A 15,397-nucleotide genomic window follows, 5' to 3' on the forward strand; every position below is an offset into this window, starting at 1 on the left:
AGATTATGTGTGGAATTGTAGCGATATTAAATGTCAAGGAACAGACACAGCAGTTGCGTCAGAAGGCATTAGGTATGAGTCAGAAGATACGCCATCGCGGTCCTGACTGGAGTGGTATTTATTGTGGCAAGTCCGCAATCCTTGCCCATGAGCGGTTGAGTATTGTCGACCCTGAGTCGGGAGGACAGCCATTGTATTCACCCGGCCGTCAACAGATCCTCGCCGTGAATGGTGAGATATATAATCATCAGGAGATACGTAAACGATATGAGGGGAGATACTCGTTTCAGACAGGCTCCGACTGTGAGGTCATTCTTGCTTTGTATCAGGACAAGGGTATCGACTTCCTGGAGGACCTGAGTGGTATCTTTGCCTTTGTGCTTTATGACGAGGAGCGTGACGAGTTCCTTATTGCCCGTGACCCGATAGGTGTCATCCCTCTTTATATCGGTTATGATGATGACGGTACAGTATATGTCGCTTCTGAGCTGAAGGCGTTGGAGGGACAGTGTCAGCGTTATGAGCCTTTCCTGCCCGGACACTATGCCTACGGCAAATTAAAAGTTAAAAATGAAAAATTACAAATGGAGCGATACTACCATCGTGACTGGATGTCGTATGATGCCGTGAAGGATCAAGATGCGAGTTCTGAGGATATCCGTCAGGCATTGAGGGCTGCCGTGAAGCGTCAGTTGATGTCTGATGTTCCTTATGGGGTGTTGCTCAGCGGTGGTCTTGACTCTTCCGTGATCTCGGCTGTCGCAGAGAGATATTCTGAGATGCGTATTGAGGATGACTCACAGACGAAGGCATACTGGCCTCGTCTGCACAGCTTCGCAGTGGGACTGAAAGGGGCTCCTGACTTGGCGAAGGCGAGACTCGTTGCCGACCATATAGGCACTGTGCATCATGAGATCAACTATACCATCCAGGAGGGACTGGATGCCATCCGTGATGTTATCTATTTCATCGAGACGTATGATGTCACCACGGTCCGTGCCTCCACACCGATGTACCTCCTGGCACGTGTCATCAAGTCGATGGGTATCAAGATGGTTCTGTCAGGTGAGGGTGCCGATGAGATATTCGGGGGCTACCTCTATTTCCATAAAGCTCCTGACGCCAGGGCATTTCATGAGGAGACAGTGCGAAAACTCTCCAAGCTCCATCTGTATGACTGTCTGCGTGCCAACAAAAGCCTGTCTGCCTGGGGGGTGGAGGGACGTGTGCCCTTCCTTGACAAAGAGTTCCTGGATGTGGCGATGCGTACCAACCCTGCGGCGAAGATGTGTCCGGGTAAGACCATAGAGAAACGGATTGTCCGGGAGGCTTTCTCGGATATGTTACCTGAGGAGATTGTATGGCGACAGAAGGAACAGTTCAGTGACGGGGTGGGGTATTCGTGGATTGACACCCTTAAGCAGATCACTGCTGAGGCTGTCACTGATGAGCAGATGGCACATGCCGCGGAGCGGTTTCCCATCAACCCGCCGAAGAACAAGGAGGAGTACTACTATCGTTCCATCTTCACGGAGCATTTCCCTTCTGACAGTGCGGCACTCAGTGTCCCCAGTGAGGCGAGTGTGGCGTGCTCTACCGCCATCGCCTTGGAATGGGATGAGGCTTTCAAGAATATGAATGATCCCAGTGGACGTGCCGTGAAGGGTGTCCACGAACAGGCCTATTGAGTGAAATAGAGCCTTTATTCACATGAATAAAGCCCTTAAACGACTCGTTTAAGGGCTTTAATTGATGTGGTCAGTATCTTATTTCTTCAAGATCTTCTTTCCATTCTGGATATAGACACCCGGTTGTGTGGGCTTCTCTACTGGCATACCGCTCAGCGTGTACCATTTGCCGTCCTGACGTTGTCCTTCTGTCTGCACCTTCTTGATGTCTGTCGTATCCTCGATGAATGTCACTTTGATCGTTACATCAGAAGCAGGCATCGTGAAACTACGTGTTACCGTTGTTGTCTCCTGGGCAGCGGCTCTTGCTGTGACAGGAGTGGTTACAGGTATCTCAGTACCACTGGCATCAGTAACGGTGAAGGTCTCTAAGACATAGCCTTCCATGGGCGTGACAGTGGCTGTTACCACACTGCCCTCGTTGGCATAGACCTTGTCTGTTGCGACAGATCCTTGAGTGGTGACAAAACTGGTTGCGACATAGTTGTTACCTGCCGGCCATGTAGCCCATCGAGGGTCACCATACTGAGTCTGACCTTCCGGGAAGTTTGCCTGAGGTGCTTTGTTGGCAATACTGAAGCTACCGGCCTCCACATCCTCGAAACCAGGATCAGCTGTGAATACAGTCTTTGTATGGTCACGACCGTCCAGTGACTCGTCTGGGTCTATCCAGCCAGCCTGCAAGGCACCGTTGTTCCAATAAGTGTTATAGTCATAGAGCATCGTCGGGCCGTCAGACTCGGCACCGCCCATCCATCCTTTCACTTCTCCTCCATTCACGGTACAATTGTAGAGGATAGAATTGGTCAGTGTGAGTTGCAGTGTACGACTTGCCTTGGCAGCCAGGTCGTTGAGACCGACACCTACAGAAATCTGATATAATGTGCAGTGGTCAATGCTGATTGCCTGTACAAGTACGTTCTGTGCCTGTGACTTATCCAGGTCCCTCGTTCTTCCTCCGGCACGCAGGATGTGTCCTTTGTGTCCTGCTTCTGACCAGAATGTAGTATTCGTTATCTCCAGTGTAAGGGGGAAACCGTCAAAGTCAAACAGGTTGTTGGCACCAGCTATCTCAAAGACGCAATCGTCGATAATGACACTCTCTACAAGGGTCTTCTGATGATCCTGTATCACGGTACCGTTCTTCTTCAGTGTTGTTTGTATACCAGTGAGGCTTACGGTCTCCACATACTTATAGTTGGGGTTCAGGTCACCCTTCGTGTCCTTGTCCGTCATGTTGTAGGCATGTTGCTCCGTACCTTCCAGGATAATCAGCGGACCGTTCAGTCGTGTGCAGTTGATGAGTGATTTCAAACCAGTAATGGTTACAGAACCGGATGACTTGATGGGCTGGGTTATCATATACTTAGCACCTTCCGCCAGGAGGATCGTGATATCACCCACCTTGTCGAAACTTCTCTTAGCAGCCTCCAGCCTGTCAGTGATATCATCTGCCACCTTCAGGTTTAGCACGATATCGGCGGGAAGAGCTTGGGCGGCACTGTAGGCAACAACCCAGCGGGGATCACCTGTCTGGAATTTCGCCTGCAGCGAACCCGCATGAAGATGGAAGTCGCCGTTGGCAATATCTGCAAAGGTAGGATCAGTGGTCAGGATATCGTTGCTCGTATCGGCGACACTCTCCTCTACTGCCTGGTCTTTGATGACTCCAGAGTTCTCATCAGCAGCGTAGTATGTGTTCTTGGCAAACAACTTCTTGGCGGTTGGGGCTATGTCCTTTCCTACCAGACCGATAACGAGGTCGATACCACAGTTATACCAGATATTCTTCTGGATGTTGTAGTTGACGTAAGGCTCGCCAACGAACCCGTCATTAGCCCATGATTCCCCACTGGTTTCTGCCAGCACATTGACAAAGGTGTTGCTCAGATAGGTTACGTTGTGCATCTCCTTGGTGATGTCGTAGCCAAACTCTTGAAGGTTTCCCTTGCTGATGACGAACGACTTTAACTTCTTGTAGTTATTGCCGTAGACGGTAGAGTTCTTGATGGTAAAGTCCTTGTAGCCACCTTTCTTGAAGGCGATGACTCCCTCAATCTCACTGGCGGTCGCCAACTGCATCACGACATTGTCAATGGTGAAGTTAACCACACAGTATTTAATCTTGTTGTCGTAGAAAAGGTTGCTCTGCAGTCCTTTCAGCGTAACATTATTGATGTTGATGTTCACGCGATAGTAACCGTTAGTGGCTGTCACCTGCGGAGTGGAGTTCATCAGGATAAACGAGCCTCCGGAACCTTTCTCCTCATCGCTGCCACCACCAGCAGGCGCCTTACAGTTAGTAACATCGATAACAGCGTTCTCTGCACCGTTAATCACCACATCTGCTCCTGCATAGATAGAGCTGCTCAGTGTGTAACTCCCTCCTGCTGCCAGATTAATAGTAATGTTCTTGGCAACATTGCCTGCTCCTACTGCCTCGTTAATGGCTGCCGATAGATCACCGGATGTTGGTGAGATAACGACATCCACGGACGTTTGAGCGAATGATGTCATGACAGTCATGACCATCATGATGAATAAGTAGATTTTTCTCATATTACTTAGTTTAGTTTCTAACCGCAAAAATAATAAAAATATTTAAATGTACCAAATATTTTCGTTATTCTCCGTATATTTCTTTCAGTTTGTCGAGGAGTTTCTTCCCTCGTAAATCCATGGCGATAATCTTGCCTGTGGGGTCAACAAGGATGTTGGAGGGGATGCTTGTGACACCGTATGCGTCAACGGCGGCACACTTCCATCCCTTCAGGTCACTCATCTGTTGCCATCTCATTCCCATTTGCTGGATAGCGTTTATCCATGCCTCCTTCTTCTGGTCGAGGGACACGCCAACCACATCAAAGCCTTTGGCGTGGTATTGCTCATAGACGGATATGACAAAAGGCATCTCTCTCCGGCAGGGACCACACCAGGAAGCCCAGAAGTCGACGAGGACATAGTTGCCCGTTCCTACCCATTGACTGAGCTTTACAGGCTTGTCATTGATATCCAGCATCTCCAGTTCATGGAACTGGATACCGGGTTTACGCTTCTCATAATTCGCCAATAACTTCTTGGGGATGTCCAAGTCCGGGTGTCTGTAATAGGATGCCCTGGGGTTAAGGGCTGTTTTCAGCTCCTCATAGGTAAACTGGTACATCGCATCCTTGATATACCTGACGGGCAAGTCGTTATCCTGGTTGTCGCGGATGATCTCCTTGATGAGCTTCAACTGCTCATCACCGATGGAGTCCAGACGGTCGGACAGGATTCTCGCCTTTGCCTTGCTCTCAGGAAGATCCCCATTAGGGTCTTTCTGTTGGATGGCACGGTATTCTTTCAAGACATTGTCTGCCTGTTTGTCGAGCGCATCCATCAGAGGCTGATAAGGGTCGATGTGGTTTTGTGCCTGTGCCGTCATCGTGATGGCAAACAGCACCAGTGTGATGATTTTCTTCATATTCGTTAGTCTTTGTGTTAAAATATTACATATCCATATGCTTGTCTCGCATCTTGCAGGGGAACCAGAAGTTGACAACGGTCTTCCGCTCGTATGCTGTATCCATAAAGAACTCACCGCCCAGCATTTCCACAATGGCTTTGCAGATAGAGAGTCCCAGGATTGACGACTCGTTGACGTGTTTCAGGGCGTCTTCTTTCTGGAGGAATGAGTAGATGTCCGATCCGATCAGTTCCGCCTTGCCATTGCCCAGATAAGTAATGGTGACCTTAAGACCCTTGCGCTCGTAATTGTAGTTGATGATAATGTCACCCTCCAAGCAACACTTGGCGGCGTTCGACAGCAGATGCATCATCAACTGGTGCATCAGGTTCGTGTCGAGCATCGCCTTGCAGTGTGGTGACAGGTCTGTCCTGACACGTACAGAGACATCGGGCTTTGTCATAGCTAAAGCCTCACGGCGATAGGATGCCATCAACTCGGTGAGGTTGACTTCAATAAATGTGAAACTGGGGGTAATGCCCTCGAATTTCGACATCTCGAAGAGTTGCTCCACGAACGCCAGCAAGTCCTTGCTGTTATTGTTGATGTTGGAGCTCATCTCCTTGACATGTGCGGCGTTCATGGTTTCATCGTTCTCCTCCAAAATCATGTTGCTGTAGCCTAAGATAGCATTCAGTGGCGTGCGTAAAGTATGGCATACGTTGTCGATAAATGCTGATTTCAGTTGCTCGCTCTTCTGGGCGCGCTTCACTTCCTTTTTCAGTTGCTTCTCGTAGTGGCAATGCATGAAATATAATGCCAGTACAAAACCGACAAGCAGCACTACGATTACAATAATCAACACAAAATTCATAGTAACAATTATTTAAAAGGTTGTACTTAATTAAACCACAAAAAAGTGTGTTCAATATGCAAAGTTATAAATATTCGCACAAATAACCAAATATTTCATCGTATTTTTAGCTGTGGGACCTCCGCTCATACATGCATTTTCGAGAAAATTGCAAATAAATTTGCATTTTCGTTCGATTTGCACTATCTTTGAGACTTCACCTCGAAATTACTCACGTTCGAGAAAACTCAAATAAAATTTGGTTTTCTGCTCACTTATTCGTAATTTTGCACCCGCTTAAGAGAGTAGGGGTACTTGCGAAACCTGATAGTCAGGCGGACCCCCTTTAACAAAACAAGAGAATTTATGGAACAAGACAAAAGGAAAGTCAGTGTACTTTTTATGTTTTTTGGTACACTGTTCTGCGTTTGCCTGATTACGGCAAACGTGTTGGAAACAAAACAGTTATCGTTCGGACCAGTCAATCTGACAGCGGGTGTCATCGTATTCCCGGTGAGCTACATTATTAATGATGTGGTGTGTGAGGTATGGGGCTACCAGCGTACCCGTATGCTCATCTGGATGGGTTTCGCGATGAACTTCTTCTTTGTGCTGATGGGAGCCATCGCTGACTGGATCCCTGGTGCAGACTACTGGGATGGTGATGAGGGCTTCCATGTCATCTTCGGTCTGGCACCACGTATCGCCCTTGCCTCCTTCATCGCTTTTATCCTGGGCTCATTCACCAATGCCTATGTGATGTCACGCATGAAACTGACATCAAATGGAAAGAACTTCTCGGCTCGTGCCGTCTTGAGTACCGTGTTTGGTGAGGGTGTTGACTCTATCATCTTTTTCCCTTTGGCACTGGGTGGCGTTATCCCCTGGGAGGAGATGCCTTCGTTGATGATCTCGCAGGTGACCTTAAAGACGCTCTATGAGATTTTGGTACTGCCTGTCACCATCCGTGTGGTGGAGTTTACTAAGCGTCATGACCACGAGGATGTCTATGACCGTGATATCAATTACAATATCTTTAATATCTTGAAACTATGAACAGAGAACAGGACCATTTGCAGCAATTGGGCAAAAAGACCGAGTATCGGATGGACTATGCCCCGGAGGTGCTGGAGACTTTTGAGAATAGACATCCTGATAACGACTACTGGGTACAGTTCAACTGTCCGGAGTTCACGTCACTCTGTCCTATTACCGGACAGCCTGATTTTGCGGAGATCAAGATTCTGTATATCCCTGCGAGGCGCATGGTGGAGTCGAAGAGCCTGAAACTTTACCTCTTCTCCTTCCGTAACCATGGGGATTTCCATGAGGACTGCGTGAATACCATCATGAAAGACCTGGTGAAACTGATGGAGCCTAAGTATATAGAGGTCATCGGCTTGTTTACTCCGCGTGGCGGTATCTCCATCTATCCCTATGCCAATTACGGACAGCCAGGGACGAAATACGAAAAGATGGCTGAACAACGGATGCTCAGCCATCAGGTAATCTAATTCTTTTCGGAATCCCGAAATCCCGGAATTCCGAAAATCCGGAATTATTAATCAACCGAAAAGACGAAGTCTTGAAGGGTACAGAGGGATTTCTCCTTCGTGTCCGATGAGAAGATAAAGAAAACAGCATGCTTACCTGTCAGCTCAGCAAGGGCTGGCAGGTTTGTTTTCAGTTCTGTAGGATTTTTCGGCATATCCGCTTTCAGCTCGATAGTACCGAGTTCTTTTCCACCTTGTGAAACCCATGGACGGTCTGCCATGATGGTGATCTTCCCGTCTATCCCCTCCGGAATCAGGTTCAACAACAGGCTCACATCCTTCCTGCCGTTGACAGCATCGAAGTTGAAATACTTATACCCCACGATAGAGCCATCGGTATTGTTGACCACGAAATTGGTGTTGTTACGGAGGTCGTAGGGCTTCTCAAACTTATCGTCGGTACCATAGCTGGCAGCCACATAAGAGCCGTAGAACGTGTTGTTGGGCCACTCGTGGATGGCAACCTTCGGACCAGTGTACCAGCAACAGATACCAGCAGAGTGACGCTCAAAGGGGTCAAGACCGTTCAGGGCAAAGCCCTCGGAGGTGTATTCACCCTCACTGATCTCCACCTTGCCACCAGGTCCTTCCTCCACTTTCACGGTGATAGGTGCCACCATAGCCTGACGGGCAAACTCATTGAGTCCTGATTGTCTGTGATAGAACACATACCACTGTCCGTTGATCTCACAGATACTTCCATGGGTGTTGCCAGAGACATTGGCAGAGGCGATCACGTTGCCTTGCTCATCTTTCTCACGGGCACGACCGTCGATAATCGTTCCGCCATAGGTCCAAGGACCCAACGGCTTGTCGCTATAGGCATAGGCAAGGGTATAGTTGGTGGTGGGCAGTCCGAACTCACCTTCCTCCGTGAAACGGCTATAGATAAACACATACTTGTCTTTGACTTTACGGATGGAGGAGGCTTCGAAGAAACGGAACTTACCTGGTTCCTTGTAACCGGATATCATACCATCCACCACCTTGGTGCCAGGCATGACAGTAGCCATGGTGGCAGGGTCAAGTTCTGCCGCCATCGAGTGTCCGAAGCCCCAATAGCCATAGACTTTCCCGTCATCGTCAACGAAAACTCCTGGGTCAAACTGTAGAACACCATCCGTGGCATTCGGGTTCTCCTTGCTCCAGTTACATACCTCAAAAGGTCCATCAGGACGGTCGCTCTTAGCAACCAGTCCGTTACGCCCCCCATGCTGATCGTTGGGGTAGAGGTAGTAAGTCTTCTTCCCGTTCTTATCCGTCACTAAGGTGACGTCAGGGGCGAAGAGCACATCGGCAAGACTGTCCTCGTTGAGGATGTCTCCCTTCGCATTCTTGTTGACAACGAGTATCTCACCATCGTACCGCCAGTTGTTCAGACTGTCTACCGAGGCTGACCATACCACCTGCTCTCGTCCGCAATAGTCGGTGATACGACTGTCGTGAGAACCATAGATATACACACGGAGCTTCCCGGGTTGGTCAGGATCCTCAAAGACGTAAGGCTCTCCGTCGGGAATATGTTCCCAAAGGGGAAGATAGGGGTTGCCGACAGTCGTAAGACCTTGTTGCTTCTCTGGGGTAGAGGCACTGCTTCCACAGGCTGTCAGCAGGAGTCCTGCTGTGAGCACAGTGAAAGACTGATAGATGGTTTTTAGTTTCATAGATGACATGTTTATTGATTATTATCTGTCTTACGGTAATAGCTCTGCTCATGGTCCTTGAACTTAAGGACGAGGGTGTCACGCTGTAATTGGATGATATCTGCGGTATCGGTCTCTGGCGCTCCCTTCTTACCTTTGGGCAAACGGATGGAGTCGGTTGTCAATATCAGTCTGCCGTTATACAGTCGCCATTCTTTATATCTCCTGATGGCAGGATACTCCACCGGGCTCATATGATCAGTAGTCGTCTGTCTCATACCGCCAAAGCTCTGGGCGATATTGCCCCGTTTCAGTTGGAAACCATACTCACGGGGAACCATGAGCGACTGTCTCACAGAGTCAGGAATCCGTGACAGCATCCTCTTTTGCACACGGTCGGGCATCTGGTCAAGGTTACGGAAGTGTGGCATCACTTGATAACACCATTTCCCACGCAGCCGTTCGATGTTCACCACCATCAGCGCCTCCGCCTTATCCTCGGGATTGAGGATGACACCCAACTCGTCACCGATACATGGACGTCCATAGATATGACGACTTTGGAACGCATTGATGATATCAAAGGTGTCCGGGTCACCTCCGCTGAATGGCAACAGTACCAAAATGGAATCGGTACATCCCTCGCAGGCAAGACCGTAGAGCGTGGAGTCTCCTGGCAGGTTCTTATGTGTATGGATGGGCTCGGTGGACTCTCTTTTTATCGGTTGTTTCTGATGGCATGCCGCCAGCATCGTCCCTAATAATATAAATAAGGTGAAAACTTTCTTCATAAAAACTAAATTTTCGGCAAAGATACAAAATAATTGAGAGTTGACAATTGATAATTGATATTTTATTCGTAATTTTGCAAAAACATTAACAACACATTGTAGATTCCAACTATCTATGAAGAAGAAAATAAAATTCAGTCTTGTCTATCGTGACATGTGGCAGTCAAGTGGTAAGTTCCAGCCTCGTAAGGACCAGTTGGAGCGTATCGCACCAGTGATAATTGACATGGGGTGTTTCGCCCGTGTAGAGACCAATGGAGGTGCTTTCGAGCAGGTCAACCTGCTTGCCGGCGAGAATCCTAATCCCGCCGTCCGTGCATTCTGTAAGCCCTTCAACGAGGCAGGGATCCAGACCCATATGCTCGACCGTGGCCTTAACGCCATCCGAATGTATCCCGTTCCTGACGATGTCCGTCAGTTGATGTATAAGGTGAAGAAGGCACAGGGTGTGGATATCCCCCGTATCTTCTGTGGTCTGAACGACACCCGTAATATCATTCCCAGTATTAAGTGGGCGAAGGAAGCTGGTATGATTCCACAGGCAACACTGTGTATCACCACCTCTCCTGTCCATACCGTTGAATATTACAGTGCTATTGCCGATGAGGTGATAGCCGCTGGTGCTGAGGAGATCTGTCTGAAGGACATGGCAGGTATCGGACAACCAGCTCTCCTGGGTGCCCTGACGAAGAGTATCAAGACGAAGCATCCCGATATCATCATCCAGTATCACGGACACTCAGGACCTGGTCTGTCGATGGCTTCTATCCTGGAGGTCTGCAACAATGGTGCGGATATCATCGATACCGCCATTGAACCGCTTAGCTGGGGTAAGGTGCATCCTGATATCATCTCGGTACAGTCGATGTTGAAGAACGAGGGCTTCGAGGTGGAGGACATCAATATGAATGCCTATATGCAGGCTCGTACCTTGACACAGGAGTTTATTGACGACTGGCTCGGCTACTTCATCAACCCTGCCAACAAACACATGTCCAGTCTGCTCTTAGGTTGTGGACTGCCTGGTGGTATGATGGGATCGATGATGGCTGACCTTGGTGGTATCCATAGCATCATCAACAAGAGTCGTGCGAAGAAGGGTGAACCGGAACTGACAACCGATGATATGCTGGTGAACCTCTTCCAGGAGGTGGAGTATGTATGGCCTCGTGTGGGCTATCCCCCATTGGTGACACCATTCTCACAGTATGTGAAGAATATCGCTCTGATGAACCTGCTGACGATAGAACAGGGCAAGGGCCGCTTTGTGATGATGGATGACTCCATGTGGGGCATGATTCTTGGTAAGAGTGGTAAGATTCCCGGTACCATTGACCAGGAACTCGTGGAACTGGCGAAGAAACAGCATCGTGAGTTCACGGATGTCGACCCGCATACGCTTGTTCCTAATGCCCTAGACGACTTCCGTAAGGAGATGGATGAGAATGGCTGGGAGTATGGACAGGATGACGAGGAGCTCTTTGAGCTCGCCATGCACCCGGAGCAGTATCGTAACTTCAAGAGCGGACAGGCGAAGAAGAACTTCCTCGCAGACTTACAGAAGGCGAAGGATGCCAAGATTGGTGCCAAAGTGTCTCCTGCGGAACTCGCTGCCTTCAAGCATGCGAAGGCTGATGCCCTCACGGCTCCTATTGCCGGACAGGTCTATTATCAGTTCTCGGGGGAGGGTGCCTGTGAGCCTTGTCTCGAACCATTCATCGGACAACAGTACAAAGAGGGTGATACCTTCTGTTATATCCAGGCACCATGGGGCGAGATCGTTCCTATTCCCGCAGCCCTTGGCGGCAAACTCGTCGAGGTGAGTGCCAAGTCCGGCAGTAAGGTGCGACGAGGTGATAACCTCGCCTGGATAGAGCGAGAAAGTTAATGGACTATCAGTCGCTTCTTGATAAGTATTATCCGCAGGATGACGCTCTGCGTCGTCTCTTGTTAAAGCACAGTCGGCAGGTTGCCGACCGTGCTCTGCTTATTGTGGACAAACACAGGGAACTGCCTGTCGACCGCCAGTTCATAGAGGAGGCGGCGATGCTCCATGACATCGGTATCTTCCGTTGTGATGCTCCTTCTATCTTTTGTAATGGTACGGAACCGTATATCAAACATGGTCCCATCGGTGGAGAGATCCTTCGTGCTGAGGGCTTCCCTCGTCATGCCAGGGTCGCAGAGCGCCATACGGGCACTGGCTTACCGGGCTATGAGCCGGAGACATTGGAGGAACAGATCATCTGCTATGCTGACAAGTTCTATTCCAAGTCCAGTCCCGACCATGTGCGTACAGTCCTGGAGACTGCCCAGTCTTTAGAGAAGTTCGGTGCCGAAGGGGTTAGGATTTTCCTTGAATGGGCAGAGCGATTTGAGTAAAAAGAAAACTCAAATAAGATTTGGTTTTCTTCTCACTTATTCGTAATTTTAACCTTCGGTTGAAAGGCTACGGGTAGGCGAACGAAGTTCGGGAATGGGTAGGCTGCACCTCAAAAATAAAAATAAATTCATATTTATTTTGTATTTTGCTCGGTTTGCACTACCTTTGCAGCCGTGAGAAAAAATACGCTCATCATCGTATTACTCTTCGTCCTTACTTTTGTGATGGCGGAGCTACCTCGTTTGCACTTCCCTCAGGAAGTGAGAGATGAGGATAGTGTCCGTGTGGACTCTTTCAAGACAGACACACTGACCGCTGACCGCCCAGCAAAGAAAACAGAGAAGGACACCCTGAGCATGGACTCCCTGCAGAAAGCTATATGGAAGCATAATAAGGCTATTGACGACTCCCTGCATGCGGACAGTCTGAACAGGGAACGTAAGAAGGGTATTGATGCTCCGGTGGAGTATCAGGCTGATGACTCCATGACTTATGAGGCAGGGTCAGGTATTGCCCGCCTGTTCGGTAACTCACAGGTGAAATACCAGGATATGGACCTGCAGAGTGACCAGATATTTATGCAACTGGACTCTAGTCTGGTGCATGCCACTGGCTCCCGTGACTCAACAGGAACGAAGTTCGGTACTCCTGTCTTTAAGATGGGTAGCGACAGCTATGAGAGTGATACGATGGCATTCAACTTCAAGACAAAGAAGGGTCTTATCCAGAATGTCTATACCCAGCAGGATGATGGTTTTATGGTGTCTGAGCTCTCCAAGCGTAACGAGAAAGGTGAGTTGTTCCTGCAGCATGGTCGTTATACTACCTGTGATGAGCCTCATCCTGACTTCTATATCGCCCTGTCAAGAGCGAAGGTACGTCCTGGTAAGGACGTGGTGTTCGGTCCTGCCTACCTCGTGGTAGCTGACGTCCCCCTTCCTTTTGCCATCCCTTATGGCTTCTTCCCCTTTACGAAGAGTTACTCCAGCGGTTTCATCATGCCTACTTATGGTGATGAGACTTCCCGTGGTTTCTATCTGCGTGATGGTGGTTACTATTTCGCGATGAGCGACAAATGGGATCTGAAACTGCTTGGTGAGATCTACACGAAGGGCTCATGGGGACTCTCCGCAGCCTCCAACTACCATAAACGCTATCGCTATAGTGGTTCGTTCTATGCCAGTTACCAGAACTCGGTGACGGGTGATAAGAACATGCCTGACTATGTGAAGTCGACGAGTTTCAAGATACAGTGGAGCCACCGTCAGGACTCGAAGGCGAATCCCTATTCCTCCTTGTCGGCGAGTGTTAACTTTGCCACGACGAACTATGAGCCGAACAACCTCAACTCGATGTATAACCCGCAGGCGATGACCCAGTCGACACGTACCAGCTCTGTCAGCTGGAGCACCAGTTTCTCGAGTATCGGTATGACGCTGAGCTCCACCGTCAACCTGAACCAGAACATGCGTGACTCTACCATCGGTATGACATTACCTGACTTGAATATCTCCATTGCCCGTTTCTATCCTTTTAAACGCAGACATGCCGCTGGCAAGGAACGCTGGTATGAGAAGATATCCATGTCCTATACGGGACAGTTGAGTAACTCCATCAATACGAAGGAGGATAAGATCCTGCACTCCAGTCTGACGAAAGACTGGCGTAACGGTATGAAGCACTCTATCCCCATCAGCGGTAGTTTTACGTTATTCGGCTACCTGAACCTGAACCCCTCCATCACCATCAACGACCGTATGTATACGCAGAAATACAAACGGTCATGGGATGAGGACAGGCAACGGGAGGTTGTGGATACCCTGCAGGGATTCTATAATGTGTATGACTGGAGCCTTGCCTTGACGGCATCTACCACACTCTATGGCTTCTATATACCTAACAGGAAGATTTTCGGTGATAAGATACAGGCGGTACGCCATGTCTTCACACCAACGATCGGGTTTAGTTACGCCCCGGACTTCAGCAGTTCCCGTTATGGCTATTATGACACTTATACGAAAACGGATGCGGATGGTAACGTGTCGTTGGTGGAGTATTCTCCCTATACCGGGACACTCTATGGGGTACCGGGAAAGGGAAAGACGGGAAGAATCTCCATGGATATCAAGAATAACATTGAGATGAAGGTTCGCAGTGATGATGACTCGACTGGTTTTAAGAAGATCAGTATCATCGATGAGTTAGGAGCCTCTATGTCGTATAACTTCGCCACGGACTATCATCCGTGGAGTGACCTTTCCACACGTCTGCGCCTGAAACTATCGAAGAGCTACACCCTTAACCTGAATGCGGTATTCGCTACCTATGCCTATGAGATAGACTCTGTGACAGGACGTCCTTATATCGGTAACCGCACGGAGTATAGCAAGGGACGTTTCGGTCGTTTCCAGGGTATGTCCCAGAACCTGTCGTACACCCTCGATAACAAGAAGATAGCTAACTTCTTCAAATGGCTGAGAGGTGAGAAGGTGAAGAAAGACAAGGACAAGAGGGACGAGGAGAAATATGATACGGGTGTGGAGACGAATGTCGATGATAAGATGGAGGCAGGAAAACATGGTGCCCGCAGGAGTGAGTCCAGCAAGGCAGAGACGGATGAGGACGGCTATATGCTGTTTAACGTGCCTTGGTCACTGAGTATCGGCTATGGTATCACGATGCGTGAGAATACTGGTGGACGCTTTAACTACGACACGATGCGCTATCCGTATAAGTTCACGCAGAACCTGAATCTCAGTGGTAACGTACGGATCTCTGACGGGTGGAATATCTCGTTCTCCTCGGGTTATGATTTCGAGAACCATAAGATTTCCATGACGACGGCATCGCTCTCACGTGACCTCCACTGTTTCAATATGTCATGCTCTGTGGTACTGGCTCCCTATACCAGCTATAACTTCTCGTTCCGATGCAATGCCGCTACGCTTACCGATGCCTTGAAATACGATAAGCGCAGCAGTTATTCGAATGCGGTACAGTGGTACTGATTCCGTAATTTCGTAATTTCGTAATTCCGTGAT

Annotated in this window: 11 protein-coding genes; 6 read left to right on the forward strand and 5 right to left on the reverse strand. The window is 49.0% G+C overall.

The genetic code is table 11. From position 1 onward, the window contains the following. Positions 1-5 precede the first annotated feature (5 nt). Complete coding sequence (asnB, locus tag BM257_RS09770; protein WP_092071773.1) at positions 6-1,688, forward strand: asparagine synthase B; 1,683 nt, start codon at positions 6-8, stop codon at positions 1,686-1,688. Positions 1,689-1,766: 78 nt separating this feature from the next. Here asnB and BM257_RS09775 read toward each other — a convergent pair whose 3' ends face one another. From BM257_RS09775 to BM257_RS09785, 3 genes are all read right to left on the reverse strand, one after another. Next, positions 1,767-4,247: a DUF5123 domain-containing protein gene (locus tag BM257_RS09775; RefSeq protein WP_092071775.1), complete on the reverse strand. Its 2,481-nt coding sequence runs from the start codon at positions 4,245-4,247 to the stop codon at positions 1,767-1,769. Positions 4,248-4,311: 64 nt separating this feature from the next. Then, positions 4,312-5,151: a TlpA family protein disulfide reductase gene (locus tag BM257_RS09780; RefSeq protein WP_092071777.1), complete on the reverse strand. Its 840-nt coding sequence runs from the start codon at positions 5,149-5,151 to the stop codon at positions 4,312-4,314. 25 nt (positions 5,152-5,176) lie between these two features. Further along, entirely contained in the window at positions 5,177-6,007 is an 831-nt protein-coding gene (locus BM257_RS09785) for a sensor histidine kinase (RefSeq protein ID WP_092071779.1), read from the reverse strand. A gap of 345 nt (positions 6,008-6,352) precedes the next feature. On the opposite strand from BM257_RS09785, the gene BM257_RS09790 reads away from it, so the two are divergent. Together BM257_RS09790 and queF are read left to right on the forward strand one after the other, a co-directional pair. Then, positions 6,353-7,042 carry a queuosine precursor transporter gene (locus BM257_RS09790; protein ID WP_092071781.1) on the forward strand — a complete coding sequence of 230 codons (690 nt, stop codon included), beginning with the start codon at positions 6,353-6,355 and terminating at the stop codon, positions 7,040-7,042. Then, on the forward strand, positions 7,039-7,500 hold the full coding sequence (queF, locus tag BM257_RS09795; protein ID WP_092071783.1) for a preQ(1) synthase: 462 nt from the start codon (positions 7,039-7,041) through the stop codon (positions 7,498-7,500). The genes BM257_RS09790 and queF overlap by 4 nt, the downstream gene beginning before the upstream one ends. A 47-nt stretch (positions 7,501-7,547) precedes the next feature. On the opposite strand, the gene BM257_RS09800 is transcribed toward queF, so the two are convergent. Beyond that, complete coding sequence (locus tag BM257_RS09800; RefSeq protein ID WP_092071813.1) at positions 7,548-9,203, reverse strand: family 43 glycosylhydrolase; 1,656 nt, start codon at positions 9,201-9,203, stop codon at positions 7,548-7,550. An 11-nt stretch (positions 9,204-9,214) separates the two neighbouring features. Next, entirely contained in the window at positions 9,215-9,973 is a 759-nt protein-coding gene (locus BM257_RS09805; RefSeq protein ID WP_092071784.1) for a lipocalin family protein, read from the reverse strand. A gap of 115 nt (positions 9,974-10,088) precedes the next feature. On the opposite strand from BM257_RS09805, the gene BM257_RS09810 reads away from it, so the two are divergent. The 3 genes from BM257_RS09810 to BM257_RS09820 all read left to right on the forward strand — a co-directional run bounded on the left by BM257_RS09810 (position 10,089) and on the right by BM257_RS09820 (position 15,364). Continuing rightward, on the forward strand, positions 10,089-11,861 hold the full coding sequence (locus BM257_RS09810; protein WP_092071785.1) for an oxaloacetate decarboxylase: 1,773 nt from the start codon (positions 10,089-10,091) through the stop codon (positions 11,859-11,861). Continuing rightward, positions 11,861-12,355: an HD domain-containing protein gene (locus BM257_RS09815; protein WP_092071786.1), complete on the forward strand. Its 495-nt coding sequence runs from the start codon at positions 11,861-11,863 to the stop codon at positions 12,353-12,355. The genes BM257_RS09810 and BM257_RS09815 overlap by 1 nt, the downstream gene beginning before the upstream one ends. A gap of 174 nt (positions 12,356-12,529) precedes the next feature. After that, the gene (locus BM257_RS09820; protein WP_092071787.1) at positions 12,530-15,364 is read left to right on the forward strand and encodes a putative LPS assembly protein LptD; all 2,835 of its coding nucleotides are present in this window, start codon (positions 12,530-12,532) and stop codon (positions 15,362-15,364) included. The last annotated feature ends 33 nt before the right edge of the window (positions 15,365-15,397 follow it).

The organism is Prevotella sp. tf2-5 (assembly GCF_900115435.1).
GTDB lineage: Bacteria > Bacteroidota > Bacteroidia > Bacteroidales > Bacteroidaceae > Prevotella.